The sequence below is a fragment of the Paenibacillus sp. FSL R7-0333 genome (assembly GCF_038000365.1).
Taxonomy (GTDB): domain Bacteria; phylum Bacillota; class Bacilli; order Paenibacillales; family Paenibacillaceae; genus Paenibacillus_AQ; species Paenibacillus_AQ silagei.
Genome location: NZ_JBBOBZ010000001.1, coordinates 3,415,532 through 3,432,989, shown reverse-complemented (window position 1 = coordinate 3,432,989; position 17,458 = coordinate 3,415,532). Strand labels below are relative to the sequence as shown.

Below are 17,458 nucleotides of genomic sequence, written 5' to 3'. Positions count from 1 at the left end.
ACTTTACTCTGCCTACCCCTCAACCACATCGGCCCGCAGGTCCGTGGCAATCTCAAGGATCACGGGTACAATAGCCTCCGTTGACAAGGCAACGTACAGATCGCCCATATACAGACGGAACGGATACTCCGTCCCCTCATGGCTCCACATGAAAAAATCTCCCTCAATCGACATCGTGCTCTCCGCACCTTGTACGGTGTAGACCCCGGAATAGCTGAAGCGCGATTTATCGGCAAAGTATTGCTTGCATTCCTCTAAGGTTAGCGCCTGCTCTGCATTCTCTTCCTGCATGGAACGGGTAATTCGTAAACGCTGGCTCATTGGTGATCCTCCACAATGTTAATAGTTAAGCTACTAATCCGTTAGTGTTAACTCCGTTAACTGATATCGGCCGGGTTGATAATCGCGAGAATCTGGTGGTCCTTCCACACCCCGCGGATCTTCACATTCAGACGGGCAATGCCTTCCTTATGAAAGCCTGCATTCTCCAGCACACGGATGGAGCCGGGATTATCCGGTGAGGCTTCCCCAGTAATCCGGTGGAACTTCAGCTCCTCGAAGGCATAGCGCACGACCTGCTGCACCGCCTCCGTCATATAGCCTTTACCGTTATAGTCCTTGTCCAGACTGTACCCGATCATACAGCTCTGCAGCGGTCCCCGCACCACAAAAGACAGACTGACAGTACCGATGATCCGGCGGTCTGCCTTATGAATCACCACAAAGTCATATCTCTCGTCCGCTGCCCTGTACTCTTCATACTGCGTAAGCTTGTCGAGCTGGTAGTCTTCCGTATAGAAATCGTCGCTAATGTCAGGCGAATGCTCTTCAAAAAACTCGCGGTTACGCAAATACATCCCCGTCAGCTCCGTGGCATCTCCCGCCTCGGGGAACCGGATGTATACCCGTTGTTCTGTCATCTGTATATCTCCAATCCGGTCTATAGTATACATTATAAATGTTCACTTACAGCACAATGCCTCTTCCTCCGGCTGTTCCTTGCATTCAGGGAACCGGTAGGTCCAGAAGCGTTCCATACCGTACTTGCCGCAGATTACTGGATCAGTTGGCAGAAGGCTACCAAGCACTTTATCCTCCTGGAACTGGGTGCGGTGCGCCAGAATGGAGTTGATTTTGACAGTGATAAAAGGCGTTACATCGATGACTACATCGGCTGCTCCAATCCGCTGCTGATGGCCGTTCGAGAAGGCGACACCATGTACAACGGGACGTTCCGCTGCGGCCAGCCGGGCCATTGTACGGATCACCGCAGCACCAGTGGCATCATGATCCGGGTGCACGCTATATCCGGGGTAGAACGTAATAACCAGCGACGGGGTGAGCTCCTTCACGAGCGATTCCATCCGCTGATCCAGAAGCGCCGGGTCTTCGAACTCAATCATTTTGTCATGGAAGCCCAGCATCCTCAGGTCTTGAATTCCAATGGCCTTACAGGAAGCTTCGAGCTCCGCTTGGCGGATGGCTGGCAGAGTGATACGGTTCGCGATCAGCGGAACGCCCATGTTCCGGCCCATCTCTCCCAGTGTCAGACAGGCATAAGTCACCTCTGCACCTGCTGCAATATACATCGCCAGCGTCCCGGATACGAAGTAGGCTTCATCGTCAGGATGGGGAAGTACCACCAGGATTCTTGCATGGTCCATAGATTTATTATTCATGTCTGCTTAATCCTCCAGTATCATTAAAAAGGGCTCCGGCTAAGCTGCAACGCCACGATCAGCTTGCCCATACTGTCATGTCCGGCCAGAATCAGCCGCTCATTATCCTGCTCATCCACATGGGTCAGGCCTTCTGCATAGATCCAGCCCTTCTCTGTCTTTAAGCCCACCCGGTAGGGTCCTGTCCCTGAGATGGAGCCGTTCGTGTAACGGATCTCGGCATTGCTGATGAACACCGAGCCCGGAGCACGGGAGCTGTCGAAATGGCTGGCATAGGCTCCGTTTGTAAGTTCAAGATGGATATATAGATCCTCAGAGACGAAATCGTCGATCCGAGTCTGAATAGCTTGGGGTTGAATGAGCTGCATAATGTCCTCCTAGAGTGTAAAAGAATAGCTGGTTCCGGTGCATTTATTATACATGAAAAAAAGAGCCTGCCCAAGGAACTCTAAGAATTCCTTAAACAAGCCTGGAGATGCTAAGAATTAAAGATTAACTATAGAGAAGACCTTATCATTGATGAAATAGACGTATTGGTTGCCGTACACTACATACCCGTCATAAATGTTATCCGGATCTCCCCAAGAGAGAAGAAGTTCGGTAATCGTCATGCCGCTGACCGCCCGCTCTTCACGGATGGCAGACCACATTTTATCGCTGATCTTAAAGGTGGTTTGCGGATTCTTGAAAAACAGTATATCTTCGACATACTCACTATAGTCATCGCGAGGTTCAATCTCGAGCGCAACCTCCTGCCCGTTGGCCCGGCGGATGATCATTTCTAAATTACCACTTGCTGGGTTCGAGCGGAAATTGGCGATGGTTGCTTTCTCAAAGTTCTTGAACGGACTATCTGTAATCATGGCGTTCCGGGTCCACACTGTTAGTCCATTATAGTAATACTTCAAATAGTCTATACTCTCCATGGTGTACATGGTATTGTCCACAAAATCGTTCAAATCCAGGACCCACTCGGTTCCGGCTTCATTTTGCATCACAAAGTTCTGGTTGTAATCATCAACGTACTGTACACTTTTCACCCAGTGGCTTCCCGGATGTCCGTATAAATAGACCTTTTTGCCTAATACAATACCCATCGTTCCAGGCAGCTTGCTGATGGCATAGAGCATACTGTTGCTCTTATTTTTGCCATCCTCTGTGCTCCAGATGAACAACGATATGGCGCTTGAGGCATATTTGCCGTCGATCGCTCCGAGCTTCAGCATGGTTTTGAAGGCCACGTAGTTGGTGTTCTTATACAAGATGGAGTTATCCTTGTTCAGCTTGGTGCTTCCTTTGCTGCCTGTGAGCGTTACGCCAGTAGCATCCGCCGCCACAGTGAATCCAGGAATCTGCCCGGCCAGCTTAACCGGAACATAGGCAGAGCCATTCACGAGTACAGATTTGGCTGGCGAAATAAGCAGGTTGCCTTCGACAAACGTAGCAATCTCCGTGTACACCGGTGCGGCTGCGGCCGCTGCCTGTCCGGCGCCTCCCGGATAGACCAATCCGAGCGCAAGCAGCAGAGTGGTGAGCAGTAATGCAAGTTTTTTCATAGATGTTCTAATTCCTTCCCCCGATGTAAGTTAGGTGTCCCGGCAAGGTGCCGGAATCTTCCAGATCAGTACATTCGACAAGAAGTTAATTATTCCCTCTATATAAAATCACTTATCTGTATTCCTTCAGCCGTTCGCTACTTCGGAATACGGATCACAAATACCGTCGGCTCCCCTTCCCTACTCTCCAGTAGCAGCGTGCCCTCCATCTTCTCCACGTTCTTCTTGGCAATGGACAAGCCCAGACCGGTTCCTCCGCTGGCCGTTGTCCGCGCCTCATCTCCCCGCACAAAGGGGTCAAAGATGGTAGACCACAGCTCCTTCGGAATGCCAACTCCATTGTCCGCAATCTCGATCCTGATCTGCGTGTCCTCGGGTATTACGGATACCCGGATGCGCGTCCCTTCCGGATTATAGGCCAGCGCATTGCCGATCAGATTATTAATAACACTGGCGAACAGCTCTGGATCATAACGGGCATAGACCTCTTCTTCGGGCACCTGCAGGTGAAGCTCGAATTCTTTTTGCTCAATCTCGCCGTACGTGTCGGCAATAATCTCCCTCAGATGGTCGCCCAGCTCAAGGCGCTCTATACGCAGGATGAAATCCGGTGATTCCAGCTTAAGCAGATCCAGCATATGCGTAATGAGCTTCGTGACCTGCACGGACTTGGTGTAGATGTAGTTCAAATATTTCGTCTGCCGTTCCGGGTCAGTCACGCGTCCTTCGATAAGGGCCTGCGCGTACCCCTGGATGCTGGTAATCGGGGTCTTCAGGTCATGCGACAGATCGACCATCAGCCGCTGCTTGCTTTTCTCGGCGAGGCGCTTCTCCTCGGTGGTCTTCTCAATCACATCAGCCATGTAGTTGAAGCTGTGGCCGATCCGCAGGAACTCCGTCTCTGCATAGAGAGCGATTCGGGTATTGTAATGCCCTTCCATCATACGGTTCAAGCCTAGATTCAGCACCCGCAGCGGCTTCTTGATCCGTCTGGAGACCCAATAGCTGTACACAAAAATCAGCAGCAGAATCAACCCGCTGACCAGGAATACATAAAAGAACACCGAATGATTCAGATAGGAGACCAGAAACTCGTTGTTAATAGAGACATTGATTACATTGCGGGGAATCTTAAGCAACATCCAGGCTGCCCCGCTATCCTGCTCCGTTACGCTCGTAATAGAATAATAAAAGGGCTGGTCGCTGCGGTTCTCCAGTCCCTGAAACAGGCTGTCCTCGTCATAAACCTGAATCTCATCCTGCTTCTCGCCAACAACACGGATCACCCGCTTGCCGGAATCCAGCAGCTCCAGCCAGCCTCCGCTCTTCAGCAGACGCTCAATCTCCGGCCCTTGGCCCAACTCCTCCCGGTACGCCCCGGCTTCCACAGACAAATTGGGGTCAGGCGTCATCCGCTCCCGGATGACTTGGGCGATATCCTTTTGTACGAACAGGTAGACCACTAACACCAGCATCAGCAGCATGCAGTTGAACAGCAGGAAGTCGATGGTCAGCGACGTCTGCAGCGGGCGGTTATCTCTACTTTTCCACGGGTGCTTCAATTTTGTACCCCAATCCCCTGATCGTCTTCAGGTATTCCGGTCTCTTGGAATCTCGTTCGATCTTGTCGCGGATGTTGCTGATGTGCACCATAATGCTGTTGTCCTCGTAGACGTAAAAGTCTTCCCAGACGGTCTCATAGATCTTCTTGCGCGTAAAAACCCGGCCCGGCTGCTGCATCAGCAGCTCCAGGATTTTGTATTCAGTAGAAGTCAGAGCGACGGCCTCCCCGGCCACCTCAACCTGACAGGTACTCCGGTCCAGCGTCAGCCTGCCGAGCACGATCTGCTCACTTGGCTTCTCCTCCTCCGGTGCCTTGGCATCAAACTGATGCACCCGCCGCAGCATGGCCCCGGCACGCGCCACAATCTCCAGCGGATTAAAAGGCTTAGCGATGTAGTCATCCGCTCCAAGCTCCAGACCCAGGATTTTGTCATGATACTGGCTCTTGGCGGACAGGAACAGTACAGGGAAATGCTCGTGCTCCCGAATCCGCTTCAGCAGCTGCAGCCCGTCCATCCCCGGCATCATAATATCCAGAATTGCCAGGTCAATCTTGTTATTCTGCATCAGCTTCAAGGCTTCAATTCCGTTCTCAGCCGTCAAAATGTTATATTCCTTCTCCAGATACAGCTGCAGAAGCTCAACAATCTCCGATTCGTCATCGGCTATGAGAATGGTATACATGGTGAATCCCCCTCTATCTTGTCATGCAAGCCGCGCTCTTTGTAACTATAGCCTGCCATTCTTAATCCAGTCTAAACCAAATCTAAAGAAAAGATAAAGAATATATAAGGCGCACACAAGATTTAAACTTGAAGCTTCATCGTCACTGCGGTGAACATTTGGACTTCCGGCCGCTGTTGACTCCAGATTTCTTCTATTGGACCGCTGTGCGCGGTTGAAATCCGGAGTCAAAGGCGGTCGCTACCGCTCCTACAGTTCCAAATTTCCCCTCCGCTTCTTTTGCTTTTTGTTTATTTCTTTAGTGCTTTTTATACTGGACGGTCTTTTAGCTCAGCTTCGCTGCTAATAAGAAATAATAGTCCGAAACAAACAAAAAGAACAGCCCGCCCAGCCAATGAATGGCTTAACGGACTGTCTTATGAGGTATATGCTGGCTTATGCAGCTCTTACCGGTGAGGGTTACGCTTCACCTTACACCGTAGGTACGGTTCCCCCGTCAATCACGTACTCGGCACCCGTAATGGATGCTGCGCGGTCGGAAGCGAGGAAGGCTACCAGCTCGCCCACCTCCTCAGGGAAGCCGGGACGTCCGATGGGAATGCCTCCCAGCGCGTCCATTACCGACTGCAGTGCACTTTCCACACTGCCGGTTACCTCCGCGATACTCTTCAAGAAGGCATCGGCTGCTGTGGTTTGAATAAAGCCCGGTGCGACCCGGTTCACCCGGATGCCCTTCGGAGAGAATTCCTTAGATAAGCTCTTGCTGTAATTGCTTAACGCAGCTTTGGCGGCTGCATAGGGGATGGTCGATTCGATCAGCGGCAGCACTCTTTGAATGGAGGAGATGTGGATGATGACTCCCTTGCCCTGCTCCAGCATGAGCGGGATCAGCCCCCGGTCCAGCCGCACGGCTGCGAGCAGGTTCAGATTCAGCGCATCCATCCAGTGTTCATCGCTTGCGGCCAGGAATCCTCCGGCAGGGGTAGCGCTGCCTCCGATGTTATTCACTACAATATCGATGCTGCCGAAACGTTCGTTGACTGCCGTAATTACTTTCTCCACGCCTTCTTCCTTGGACAGATCTGCCTGGACGAACAAATCAGAAGCGGGCCCTTCCGTCGGAAGTGTCCGGGCAGTAGTCATAACTTCAGCGCCTGCCGCTGTGAATCGGGCAGCGATAGCCTGTCCCATGCCCTTGGTACCGCCTGTTACCAGGACTCTTTTACCCTCGTATTCTGTCAGCGGGCTAGCATAAGTTATAGCCATCGTTACAGCCTCATTTCATTAGGGATTCCTCAGTCCAGCTGGAAGTTCCAGCCGCTCAAGGTATATATGTATCTTAAGCTTGATTAAATTGTGCGTCTAATTTATTATTTTCATTAAAATCATGAATAATATTAATATATAAAGGAGGCTGTCTGTATGGAGCTTACACAACTGGAGTATTTTCTGACCGTAGCCCGGCTTGAGCATATGACCTCTGCGTCCAAAGCGCTGCGAATTACGCAGCCTGCCTTGAGCCATGCGATTTCCAAATTGGAAAGTGAGCTGGGGGTTCCTTTATTCGAGCGTAAGGGCCGCAATGTCCAGCTCAACCGCTATGGGGTTATGTTCAGTTCACGGGTTGAAGAAGCGCTGCGCAGTATCGGGAATGGGGTGCGGGAGATTGAGGAGTCGGCCAATGCGGAGAGCGGAACCGTTCATCTGTCTTATCTGAATATTCTTGGCGTGGACCTGATCCCCTCGCTTATCAGAGACTATCAGGCAGACCATCCGAAAGTGCGGTTTGATCTGTATCAGGGGAATCACGGGGATATCGACGAAGCGCTGGATAACGGGACCTCGGATATGCTGATTACGTCCAGAGAGACTACGGCGGAGAATAAGGAATGGATGGTGATTCGCAGATTACCGATTTATATTGTGGTCTCCAGTTCCCACCGGTTCGCCTCGCGTTCCTCACTGAGTCTGTTCGAGCTGTCGGGTGAGCCGTTTGTAGGACTGAAGACGAATTGCGGACTCAGGGAAACAATTACCTCCCTCTTTCAAAATACTAATTTCGAACTGGCTCCCACCTATTATGCAGAGGATCTGATTACTGTGGCCGGCTTCATCAAAGCCGGGCTCGGCGTATCCGTGCTTCCGCAGACGCTGGGACTGATGCTTGACGGGCTGGTCTGGATTCCCATCCAGGAGCCGGGCTGGGAATGGGAGGTGGGCCTGCAATGGCGGCGGGACCATTATCTGTCCCCCGCCTCCAGAAGATTCATGGAGTATATTCAGCAGAATAGAGAAGTATAAAGAGCTGCCCCAACCAGCCGCTTCACGGCTGTGGGACAGCTCTATTAGGTCATTTTAACGAATCAAAGTCTGAACCTCTTCAATGGTTGCCTGGTACTGGGGCTGGAAATCAGCAGAATTCATATAACCGGCTATGCTGGTCAAGAATTGTCTGCCTTCAGTGGTCCGGCTCACCTTAGCTGCATCCAGTACACACAGCAGCAGGTTACCGTTACCTACACGGCACTCTGTGAGGAAACTTAGCTTATGATTACGCTCGAAATTATCGATGGTCTGTACGATGGGATTCCAGCTGCGGTCCGCCTCATCCATGATAATCGATTTGGAATGCTGGGCGATGGTCCACCACGGGTAGGTGGAATGCGCTTCACTCGGGAAATCGCGCAGCACCGGATGCCCGTTATCGATCAGCAGGCCCATCGTACCGATGGGAACCGGCCGGTTCATGCTCTCCGAGATCGAGCGGAACATCGGGTAGCACCAGAAATCCGTGCAATAATAGCCTTCGATTCCGTTCTGAACCGACTCCGGCTCCGGCATCAGCAGCACGTTGCCTCCTTGCTCCAGCAGGGAGACTGCCTCCTCAGACAGCTCTGTGAACACATGGATACCTTCAACTTCAAGCGGATTATCGCTCTGCTCAGGATATATCCACAAGTCGTAGCTCTTACGGATATCAGTTCCTTGGACCCGGAGCGCCAGCTCCGTACGGCTCATCCGGTCAACCGCCGGAAGCTCAATCGCCAGATCACAAATGTCGATGTAGTGGGTTCCGGCAGGAATAAAGGCTCCGGCTGAGCCCGTTATCCGAACACCCCCTTCAACCGCAAGCTCCCAGTGAAGCTCTATGGCATCCGGCATTCCGCTGCGGAAGCAGCTCAGCTCCACATGGGCCTCGAAGGTCTCCCCGGCGCCGTAGTTGTATTTAGGGAATCTTGCCAGCAGCACGGCATCATTACAGAAGGTCCGCCACTCTTCCGGGCTAATCAGCCCCTTGGAATCCATGAAGGCATCCAGAACACCTACCAATGCTGTGCCTTGGCCGCTGAAGTCCTGGAGATCCAGAAGCTGGAACCCTGCAAGCCGGCGGGAACGGAAGGTAGCCTCCAGTTCTTCCTTGTAGCAAGCGACAGCGAGCTGGCCTGAGCTTTTGAAGTATGCATCGGCCAGATGTCCAAGCCCCTTACTCTCCAGCCGTTCGCGGAAGATGACGAAGTTCCCGGCCTTTAGCGGGCCTGTGTATTTGCCGATTTCCTGGAAATCCGGAAACGTAGCATATTGTCCAATCTCATGCGAGATTACCGGAACCTGTGGTATCCATTCGCCGGACTCACTGCCGGATTGTACGGCCTTGGCTTCAGTGCCGTACTGGATCAGGATCTCGCCGCCTGTCTCAGCTGATACTGCTTCACTGCTCCCGAAGCCCGGCGGAACAATCTGGTCGTCGTAATCCTTCATTGTACTTGGCAGCGAAGTCTGGACATGGCCAAGCGGAGCATCGCACATGGCATAGGAGCCTCTGAACAGCCTGTCCCGGGTGAAGCGCACACCGCTGAAGAAATCGTCATGCTCCAGCACCTCCGGCACCCATTGATGGTTATTTGAGCCTTGGGTGTAGAGCGGACGGTCATCGAACGCTTTATAATCTGCAAGGAACGAATCAATCCGCTCCTTGCTGCCCCATAACTCATTGCCTAGCGACATCATGACGAAGGAAGGATGATTGCCGAATTCCCGCAGGATGGCGTATCCTTCGCTGATCAGATAGTCCTGCTCTGCCTGATTATGCCCTTCATCCGTCTCTTCTGTAATCGTGCCCCAGAACGGCAGCTCCGGCTGCATATAGATTCCGAGCAGATCGGCAGCGGTGAACGCAGCCTCCGGGGGGCAGCAGGTGTGGAAGCGGTAATGATTGATCCCGTAAGACTTGGAGATCCCCAGGATTCGTACCCATTCCTCCACATCGGTCGGAGCATAGCCGGTGAGCGGGAAGATCAGGCCGTCATGCTTGCCGCGCAGAAAAGTCTTTTCCCCATTAATGGTGAACTTGTCCCCCTCAGCCCGGAATGACTTAAGCCCAAAGATCACCTCCTGCCGGTCCACGGTAATTCCATCGCTGCCCTTGAGATCAAGGCTGACAGTATACAGATGGGGAGCGAACTCACTCCACAGCAGCGCATCGGGACCCAGTGCATAGTCTATAGTGAACGGACCCGGTGCGATGACATATTCCTGTTCCTCTACGTAATGTGTTATCTCACTATTGAAGCTATTAGCAGATACCGCGAGTGTAGCACCTTGCATGCTCTCCAGCGTTGCCGAGATCTGCACCGAACGTGCAGGCAGATCAGTCTTCAGCCGGATGCCGCTAATCCGGGCTTCCCCATAGAACTGCAGCTCCATCCGGCCGGTAATTCCGTTCCAGTTGGTCTGGGTGTCCGGCGAGGTCATATGCCCGCCTTTGGTCGGATAGCCGGTGTTGTCCACCCGGATAGTAAGCGTATGACTCCCGGGCTGCAGCTGCGGCAGCTCATATACATGCGGAGTATTCAAGCTGTCACGGCTACCGATCTCCTGACCGTCCAGCCAGAGGGTGGTAAGCCTTGTACGTTCCAGATATAAGCAGCAGTGCTTACCTGCCAGCTCTTCCGGAATCACAACTTCACTGGAGTACCAGACCGGTCCTTCATAACGGAATTCATCCGTCAGAGCGCCTACCAGAATCTCCTCATTCTTCGGCCCTTTACGGGCGAAGGAGGTAGTTCCCGGCAGCATAATTACATCGGTGAAAGGTAGCACCAGTCCTTGCCCCTTCTCTTCCAGCTGCAGCTTCCATTCGCCTTCAAGGCTGATCTTTGACAGCACAATTATCACTCCTAATCATGGTAATCTCTATACTCTTGCGGCCAGATGCCGCCATGAATCCAGCAGTTCATCACTGTGCATCCAGCCTCCGGCCAAATCCTTAATCAAACGCTCCGGCCGCATTTCCCGGCTTCCTGTTAGTTTCTCCTTAAGCAGGGCTGTTTCCTGCTCCAGCAAAAAGCGCATGCCGGAATGGTACCGGCACGCGCTTAATGGATGAAGCTGATTCAGTTGTCTACTAAATGGAAATTTTTAAAGCGCTCCAACGATAGCATGCGGCACGTAGTGCTCTTCCAGCCGGGCAATCTCTTCAGCTGTCAGCTGAAGGGATAACGCTCCCACCGCATCTGTAATATGCGACAGCTTCGTCGCCCCGATAATCGGCGCAGTGACCGGCTGTTTCTGCAGCAGCCAGGCCAGTGCAACATGGATGCGCGGAACTCCGCGCTCCGCCGCAATGGCAGCTACCTGCTCGACAATCAGGCGGTCCTTATCGGCTGTAGCATCGTATTTGGATCTCTGTACCTGATCCGTTTCCGAGCGCAGCGTAGATTCCGCCCAGTCCCGGGTTAGCCGGCCGGAAGCCAAGGGGCTGTAGGGGATGACCGCAATGCCCTCTTCCTTACAGAGCGGGAGCATCTCACGTTCCTCTTCACGATAGATGAGATTCAGGTGGTTCTGCATGGAGACGAACCGGGTCCAGCCGTTCATATCAGCAACATGCAGCGCCTTCTGGAACTGCCAGGCATACATGGCGGAAGCGCCAATATAGCGGGCTTTTCCCGCCTTCACCACATCATGCAGGGCTTCCATCGTTTCTTCAATCGGCGTAGTATAATCCCAGCGGTGAATCTGGTACAGATCAACGTAATCAGTTCCCAGCCGCTTCAGGCTGTGGTCGATCTCGCTCATAATTGCTTTGCGGGACAAGCCCCCGCCGTTCGGTCCGGTTCGCATAGGGAAGAATACTTTGGTCGCAATCACCACCTCATCCCTGGCAGTCATGTCCTTCAAAGCCCGTCCGAGCATTTCTTCACTCGTGCCGTCAGAATAGACATTGGCCGTATCGAAGAAATTAATGCCCAGGTCCAGTGCGGTACGGATCATCGTCCGGCTCTGCTCTTCATCCAGCACCCAAGGGTGCACCCAGCGCTTGGCATCGCCAAAGCTCATACAGCCCAGGCACAGTCTGGAGACATCAAGGCCGGTGTTGCCCATTTTTGTATATTCCATTCGCTTGTTCCCTGCTTTCCTGAGAATAGTGTAGATTACAGTCTCTCTTATTGTGCAACAGATAATGGATTGGCGTTATCACAATAGTCGCGAATGATTGCCTAATCCTACCGTTCTCATTAACACTCCCGCCGGATATGCCCTATAATGAAACCATATGAAACTAAGGAGGATCTCAAGTGACCGAAGCAATCGCAACGCAAAAGCTTGAGCTGTGCCGGCTGATTGAGCGGCATACCGGCCGGGACGGCGCTCATGAAACGGCCGTGCCTGCACTGCAATTCATCCGTTGCTCCCAGGCGAGTGAGCCTGCTTACAGAGTGTATAACCCGTGTTTCTGCTTCATTACCCAAGGCGTGAAGGAGATTATGCTGGCTCAGGAGCATTTTGTATATACCTCTTCTGATTTCCTGGTGGCTTCAATGAACCTGCCGGTAGTGGGACAAGTGATTAAGGCGTCCCCGGAGGTTCCCTATTTAAGCTTCAAAATGGAATTCACGCAAAACCAGATTCTGGAGGTCCTCCATGAATCGAAGCTGCAGATTCTCCCCCGGGAGAATGCCCGGCGTGCCTTATTCGTCGGACACATCGACACGGATCTGCTGGATGCGCTTCTCCGTCTGGCGCGGTTGCTCGATACTCCCAAAGACATCCCGTTCCTTGCCCCTCTATATACTAAGGAAATTTTGTATAAACTGCTGCAGGGACCGTATGGAGTAACGCTGGCCCAGATTGCCATGGAAGGCAGCAGCACTTACCGGATCAGGGAAGCAATTGAACAGATTGTTAGCCATAGCGAACAGGCTCTGCGGATTGACGAGCTGGCCGATATCGCCAATATGAGCGTCTCCGCATTCCACCGCAACTTCAAGGAAGTTACGGCTATGAGCCCGATCCAGTTCCAGAAGCAGCTGCGCCTGCAGGAGGCTCGCCGCCTGTTATTAGCCGAGTCTGCAGATGCAGCCGATGTTGCCTTCCGGGTCGGCTACGAGAGCGCCTCACAGTTCAGCCGGGAATATTCCCGTATGTTTGGCGCTCCCCCGCGGGCCGACATCAAGCGGTTGAAGGAACAATTTGAGCTTCCGGTACAGATTTGATACCTGCTTAGTCGAGTACAACCTGCTTAGTCGCGATATTCGCGCAGAATTCGCTGTCATGCTCCACGAACAGGATCGTCGGTGTATATTCCAGCAGCAGCTCCTCGATCTGCATCCGGGAGATGACATCGATGAAGTTCAGAGGCTCATCCCAGATGTGCAGATGCACCTGCTCGCTGAGGCTGGCGGCAATCAGCACCTTTTTCTTCTGCCCGCCGCTGTACGTGGACAACTCCTTCTCGAATTGCAGCCGTGAGAAATCGAGCTTCCGCAGAATCGACTTGAACAGGCTCTCCTCGATCCCATGCTCTCTCGCATATTCACTCAGGCTGCCCTTGAGCTGCGAAGTATCCTGGGATACATAAGAGATAGACAACTGGCTGTCCCGCGCGAAGTGGCCGGTATAGCTTATGTCCTCCCCGCAGATCAGCTTCAGAATGCTTGATTTGCCTGAGCCGTTGCTGCCGGAGAGGGAGATCCGGTCCCCCTGTTCCAGAGCGAAGCTAACGCCGGAGCATACTGTTTTGTCCTCATAGCGGATCGAGAGATCCTCCAGCTCCACCAATTGCTGCTTATGATAGGGAAGCTGTGCAATCTTCAGACTGTCCTTGCTCTCCAGATTCCGCAGCAGCTTCGACTTCTCGGCGATGGCGGATTCCTGCCGCTGCTGAATCGACTTGGAACGCTTCATCATCTTGGCGGCCTTGTGGCCGACATAGCCCTTATCCAATTTGTTGCCGGAGCTTCGGGTGCCATTCTTGGATTTCTCGACTTCATGCGCCCAGCCGCCCGTTCTTTTGGCAGAGTCCGACAAGCGCTTGATGTCCTTCCGCAGCTTCTCATCCTCTGCCAGCTCGAACTGATCCTGTCTGGACTTGTTCTCCCACCAGCTGCTGAAGTTGCCCTTCTGGATCTCAATATTGGTCTTGTTAATCGACAAGATATGGTCCACACAGTTATCGAGAAAAGCACGGTCATGCGACACCAGAATATACCCGCTCTTCGTACGCAGATAGTCACTGACCAGCTTCCGGCCCTTCGCATCGAGATGGTTCGTCGGCTCGTCTATGAGCAGGAACTGGTTCTCGCGCGCGAACAGAGCAGCCAGCAGCACCTTCGTCTGCTCCCCGTTCGACAGCGATTCAAACGGCCGGTAGAGCGTATCTTCGGATACCCGAAGCAGCGACAGCTCGCGCATCAGCTTCCAGTGCTCCATCTCCGGGTCGATCTCCTGCATGACATCCACGGTCAGAGCCGCAGGGTCAGCCACCGCAAACGGGAAATACTCGAAGCCCACCTGCGCGGATATCGTCCCGCTGTACTCATATTTGCCAAGCAGCAGGTTCAGGAAGGTTGTTTTGCCGCGGCCGTTGCGTCCGGTGAAGCCCAATTTCCAATCTGTATCCAGCTGAAAGCTCACATTCTCAAAAATATGTTCGTAAGTGCCCTCATAGGCAAAAGTCAGCTTGCTCACATTAATCAAAGACATACACGTATCCTCCTGTATTTACAAAAATAAAAGCTGCAAGAAGGTTCTCCTCCAGCAGCTCAAATAAACACAGCAAATCCCATACCCGGACACTTATCTCCAGGCGGACTTGAATAAGGATATTTGGACCAGAGTGAAAAGAGGCAGACCCTTCCTGCATATCAACCATAAATTGCGCGCCACAAATAACGCTTGTTTATTGGTCACATTACGCAAGAAATGTCCGCACGATACTCTTCAACTCCCGTCGCTTAATTAAGTGCATTTTAACAGAAGTCTTCCCGGAGATCAACCCGCATTCAGATCAGTCCGTACTTCAGGAAGCAGTTATACAGTCCATCGTTCTCAATTGAATCGGTGATGTCATCAGCAATTGCTTTGAGCGGCTCGCGGGCATTGCCCATGGCAACCCCCACCTGGACATATTCCAGCATCTCCATATCATTCAGCCCGTCTCCAATCGCCATACTGTTCTCAAGCGGGATATTCAAATGATGCAGGACATCGGCAATAGCGGAAGCTTTATGAACGCCAGGCATCATTAGCTCCCCGCTGTTCTCTCCGAAGATCGGGATGGAGCACTGAATCGCCGTGAACCGGTCCTGCAATTCCTCCTGAATCTGATCAAAGGGCAGACTGCTCTCCAAGAAGCATACTTTGTTGACATCATCCAGATATAATTCCTCGTCCCCATAAGTAAGTGTTGCGATATAGGGATGGGGCGACAGCCGTTTTCTCTCCTGCGCCTCGGGGTCATTCAGCAAGTCGCCATAGATTCTGCGTTCCAGATGAGGCTGTAAATGGCGGCTGCCGTGAAGCGCCGTATTGGATTCCAGAATGAAATCGACCCCGTTCGCGTTAAAATAATCGATCAAATGCTTCGCATCCTCCGGGGTCACTTTTTTATGATAAAGCATTTCACCGCCGCTCTCCACATATCCGCCGGCCGCTCCAATCAACCCGTCGAACCCGATCTCCCAGATATAATCATAGATTTCAGCCTTGGAGCGTCCGGTGCACAGGTACAGCAAATGCCCGTTCTTCCGTGCCTGCCTGCATGCCTGCACTGCCGATTCCGGGACTATTCCATTCTCCATGAGAAGCGTTCCGTCAATATCGATGAAAATAATCTTGCTGCTGGTCTGATTCATGTCCTCTTCTCCCCTTTATCTAGTCTTCCACTGAACTATAGGCTATGAAATGCGTTCCAAGTCAAGCGTTATTTCATAAGAGCCGCCCGATTCATCCATTCCGGATCTGTCCAAATAGATAGGATAGATTGAGCTAATGGGTTTTATGTTTTGGGATGTGCCGTGACTCCAGAGAAGTTTTGGACTTCCGGCCGCTGTTGTCAGCAGATTTCATGATTTATCCCGTTTTTAACGGTAGAAATCCGCAGACTGCTGATGCTTACGATGCGAGCTTTCCTACGGAAAGCTTTCAGGCGGGCGCTACCGCTCCTCCAGTTCCAAAATTCCCCTCCGCCACTTTTCCCTTAACTTAAATCCTTAAGTTCAATTTATATAGGCGTTGCAGAAAGCATCTTATCCCATTAGGAGGTACATAATGAGAACATTACCAGAAACCTTAGCAAAAACAGCAAGAGCGGTGCTGCTCGGTACAGCGCTGACTCTGGCAGGCGGCACAGTGATTGCAGGCGTTGGTGGACAGCCCGTAGCTGCAGCGTCGGCATCCACAGCTGATGCTCAGGCCGTCTATAACCAATTCCGCAAATATGTCAGCAATCCCGCAAGCCTCGCGCAGGCACGCAAATATCTTATGAACCATATCTCCAAAGTTGGCTCCTGGTACGGCACGGTAATGACCCTTCAATTGGAGAATGCCCAGAAAGCAGAGCTGGAGCGGTTCTCCGAGAAGCTATATACAGATGCTGTGCAAAAGACATTAATGGATGCAGAAATTAACAACGACATGACTTATACGGAGATCCTGAAGCGGGTTAAAGCACCTGCGGTCCGCAAGCTGATGGAGGAAATCTGGGATAAAGGCTATAAGCTGGAGTCCAGCGAAGGCATGTATTATCCGGTTATGCATTATGAAGGCTTCAAGGTCTTCAAACCCTATGTCAGCAAGGATATCGCCGCGTATATTGATATCATGGCAACGGAGAGCAACAAGCCTTCCACCTTCGATGCGGGTATCGTGATCACTTGGGACGAATTGATCGGCAGAGCGGCCATCATGAGTGATTACGTCCAGGATTATCCGAAGTCGAACCGGACCGCGGCCATCCGCAATGAAATGTCCTATACGGTTCCCCTAGTACTGCTAGGCTCGGATAACACCCCAGCCTACGATTATGACACGAATGAACTCGACCCCGAGCTGCGCCTGGCCTACGACCATGCCCTGATGGAGGGTGCAGATGATAACAAAGTGCTGAACATCCTGGTCAAGCTGGTAACGCTTCTGAATACTTTTGGTAATCAAAAGACGCCTGCGGTTGAATCCTACCTGGATCAAGTGGTTAAGCAGTATACCGAGTTGTGAATGGTTACGATTTGAATTGAATGATGCTGGCGGGAGAAAAGCTGGGAGGCTCAGCGGGGCACAATGTGATCGGTTTTTCGATTACATTTGGTCACATGCCTACGCAGCGCCCCAATGTGATCGGTTTTTCGATTACATTCGGCCACACGACTACGCAGCGCCCCAATGTGATCAGTTTTTCGATTACATTCGGCCATACGACTACGCAGCGCCCCAATGTGATCGGTTTTTCGATTACATTTGGTCACACGCCTACGCAGCGCCCCAATGTGATCGGTTTTTCGATTACATTCGGCCATACGACTACGCAGCGCCCCAATGTGATCGGTTTTTCGATTACATTCGGCCATACGACTACGCAGCGCCCCAATGTGATCGGTTTTTCGATTACATTTGGTCACACGCTTACGTAGCGCCCCAATGTGATCAGTTTTTCGATTACATTCGGCACACGTGCCCTCCAGCGCTCCATTGTAATCG

16 protein-coding genes are annotated in these 17,458 nt (G+C 52.2%); 4 read left to right on the top strand and 12 right to left on the bottom strand.

The annotated features are described in order from the left end of the window. Positions 1–12 precede the first annotated feature (12 nt). The 8 genes from MKY86_RS14290 to MKY86_RS14255 form a co-directional block, all read right to left on the bottom strand. Complete coding sequence (locus MKY86_RS14290; RefSeq protein ID WP_076075600.1) at positions 13–321, bottom strand: hypothetical protein; 309 nt, start codon at positions 319–321, stop codon at positions 13–15. Between the two features lie 56 nt (positions 322–377). Further along, positions 378–920 (bottom strand): GNAT family N-acetyltransferase, encoded by a 543-nt coding sequence (locus MKY86_RS14285; RefSeq protein WP_083684488.1) that lies wholly within the window; start codon positions 918–920, stop codon positions 378–380. Between the two features lie 42 nt (positions 921–962). Then, entirely contained in the window at positions 963–1,679 is a 717-nt protein-coding gene (bshB2, locus tag MKY86_RS14280; protein WP_083684491.1) for a bacillithiol biosynthesis deacetylase BshB2, read from the bottom strand. Positions 1,680–1,702: 23 nt separating this feature from the next. After that, the gene (locus tag MKY86_RS14275) at positions 1,703–2,047 is read right to left on the bottom strand and encodes a YojF family protein (RefSeq protein ID WP_076075603.1); all 345 of its coding nucleotides are present in this window, start codon (positions 2,045–2,047) and stop codon (positions 1,703–1,705) included. Between the two features lie 117 nt (positions 2,048–2,164). Continuing rightward, on the bottom strand, positions 2,165–3,235 hold the full coding sequence (locus MKY86_RS14270; RefSeq protein ID WP_076075605.1) for a hypothetical protein: 1,071 nt from the start codon (positions 3,233–3,235) through the stop codon (positions 2,165–2,167). 137 nt (positions 3,236–3,372) lie between these two features. Continuing rightward, positions 3,373–4,797 carry a sensor histidine kinase gene (locus tag MKY86_RS14265; protein ID WP_076075608.1) on the bottom strand — a complete coding sequence of 475 codons (1,425 nt, stop codon included), beginning with the start codon at positions 4,795–4,797 and terminating at the stop codon, positions 3,373–3,375. Next, complete coding sequence (locus tag MKY86_RS14260; RefSeq protein ID WP_076075611.1) at positions 4,775–5,482, bottom strand: response regulator transcription factor; 708 nt, start codon at positions 5,480–5,482, stop codon at positions 4,775–4,777. Before MKY86_RS14260 ends, MKY86_RS14265 begins: the two co-directional genes overlap by 23 nt. Before the next feature lie 471 nt (positions 5,483–5,953). Beyond that, complete coding sequence (locus MKY86_RS14255) at positions 5,954–6,748, bottom strand: SDR family oxidoreductase (RefSeq protein ID WP_076075613.1); 795 nt, start codon at positions 6,746–6,748, stop codon at positions 5,954–5,956. Between the two features lie 156 nt (positions 6,749–6,904). On the opposite strand from MKY86_RS14255, the gene MKY86_RS14250 reads away from it, so the two are divergent. Next, positions 6,905–7,783, top strand: a complete 879-nt coding sequence (locus MKY86_RS14250; protein WP_076075616.1) for a LysR family transcriptional regulator — start codon at positions 6,905–6,907, stop codon at positions 7,781–7,783. A 54-nt stretch (positions 7,784–7,837) separates the two neighbouring features. On the opposite strand, the gene MKY86_RS14245 is transcribed toward MKY86_RS14250, so the two are convergent. Together MKY86_RS14245 and MKY86_RS14240 are read right to left on the bottom strand one after the other, a co-directional pair. Further along, entirely contained in the window at positions 7,838–10,648 is a 2,811-nt protein-coding gene (locus tag MKY86_RS14245) for a glycoside hydrolase family 2 TIM barrel-domain containing protein (RefSeq protein ID WP_340827052.1), read from the bottom strand. A gap of 252 nt (positions 10,649–10,900) precedes the next feature. Further along, positions 10,901–11,881 (bottom strand): aldo/keto reductase, encoded by a 981-nt coding sequence (locus MKY86_RS14240; RefSeq protein WP_036728450.1) that lies wholly within the window; start codon positions 11,879–11,881, stop codon positions 10,901–10,903. Positions 11,882–12,060: 179 nt separating this feature from the next. Here MKY86_RS14240 and MKY86_RS14235 point away from each other — a divergent pair, with 179 nt between their 5' ends. After that, positions 12,061–12,978 carry an AraC family transcriptional regulator gene (locus MKY86_RS14235; protein WP_076075618.1) on the top strand — a complete coding sequence of 306 codons (918 nt, stop codon included), beginning with the start codon at positions 12,061–12,063 and terminating at the stop codon, positions 12,976–12,978. Between the two features lie 7 nt (positions 12,979–12,985). On the opposite strand, the gene MKY86_RS14230 is transcribed toward MKY86_RS14235, so the two are convergent. Both MKY86_RS14230 and MKY86_RS14225 read right to left on the bottom strand, forming a co-directional pair. Further along, positions 12,986–14,467 (bottom strand): Lsa family ABC-F type ribosomal protection protein, encoded by a 1,482-nt coding sequence (locus tag MKY86_RS14230; RefSeq protein ID WP_076075621.1) that lies wholly within the window; start codon positions 14,465–14,467, stop codon positions 12,986–12,988. A 299-nt stretch (positions 14,468–14,766) separates the two neighbouring features. Beyond that, positions 14,767–15,618: a Cof-type HAD-IIB family hydrolase gene (locus MKY86_RS14225; RefSeq protein WP_076075626.1), complete on the bottom strand. Its 852-nt coding sequence runs from the start codon at positions 15,616–15,618 to the stop codon at positions 14,767–14,769. A 415-nt stretch (positions 15,619–16,033) separates the two neighbouring features. Here MKY86_RS14225 and MKY86_RS14220 point away from each other — a divergent pair, with 415 nt between their 5' ends. Further along, positions 16,034–16,978, top strand: coding sequence for a hypothetical protein (locus MKY86_RS14220; protein WP_076075628.1), 945 nt, complete (start codon positions 16,034–16,036; stop codon positions 16,976–16,978). Between the two features lie 20 nt (positions 16,979–16,998). Then, positions 16,999–17,391, top strand: a complete 393-nt coding sequence (locus MKY86_RS14215) for a hypothetical protein (protein WP_340827046.1) — start codon at positions 16,999–17,001, stop codon at positions 17,389–17,391. The last annotated feature ends 67 nt before the right edge of the window (positions 17,392–17,458 follow it).